At 31.3% G+C, this 1,038-nt stretch carries 1 protein-coding gene; it reads left to right on the top strand.

Annotated elements, in window-relative coordinates:
- Positions 1-426, top strand: a 426-nt coding sequence (locus R7Q38_RS24840) for a helix-turn-helix domain-containing protein (protein ID WP_318114732.1), incomplete at its 5' end; no start/stop codon positions are given.
- Positions 427-1,038: the final 612 nt, after the last annotated feature.

Below are 1,038 nucleotides of genomic sequence, written 5' to 3'. Positions count from 1 at the left end.
CACACTCGAAACCTTGGTAACCAGTTTTTAAGTACAATAGAGAGCAGTGGAAACTCTCATTCATACTGTGATGTTTTCCGTTACATGCAACACAGAGATGAGCTGATTCTAAAAATCCAAAAATGGATTCTCACCACGGATCTAGACATCGTCTCTATCAGTGATTTAGCGAATGAAGCTTGCTTATCAGAACGGCAGTTAAAACGCCGATTTAAAGAGGCGACATCCATCAGTCCGCTAAAGTTTATTCAGTTAGGGCGTTTATCTTTTGCAAAAGAACTGTTGAGGTCAACAAAGTTGTCAATTGATGAAGTTGCAAGTCGATCTGGTTATGTTGATACACAGTTTTTCAGGCAGATATTCAAACGAGAAAATGATTGTTCTCCGCTTGAATATCGTAAAAGAAACCAAGTTAAAGCTGAATGATAAGCATATCTCATGGCCAGAATCATGATCTATACAACATTATTAATTGAATAGTCGTATTTACATTCGTTTTAAATCCATATTATAGTTCGAACGAAAATGGCAAACGTTTGCTATTTTCGTTCGAGTATAAATGGGTTAGTCTTGAATTGATTTTTAATAACGGTAACTTATACTTATATATACGTATTCTTATAATTACTTAATTTCTATTAATAATATTGTTGTTCATATAATGTATACTGTTTGTTATGAAATAAAACAATATGAATATTATTAAGTAATTACTTAAAATTAAAGGGGGATTTAGACCTTATAAAGGGGGTGATTAAGACACAATATTATAAAGTTATCTTTTTTTAATTAATTATTTCGCAACGTGAAATAATAGTTAAAACAGATATTTACAATGTTTTTTATCTTGTCGGATCAGTGGTAAACCCAATGAGTAAGCAATTGGTTTCTTATACAACTGTTTAATGCTTAGACGTAAAATAAGACACTGAGTTATAGAGGGGAGCTATTTATTAACTGGCTTCATCTGTAGCTTTATGGATTTATAAAAATTATAACTATCGGAAAATTATTGGGTCTTGGTGTTATTTAAATGAA

The sequence above is a fragment of the Vibrio sp. Vb0598 genome (assembly GCF_033338935.1).
In the GTDB taxonomy this organism is placed as follows: Bacteria; Pseudomonadota; Gammaproteobacteria; order Enterobacterales; family Vibrionaceae; genus Vibrio; species Vibrio alginolyticus.
This window is presented reverse-complemented; position numbering and strand designations above follow the sequence as displayed.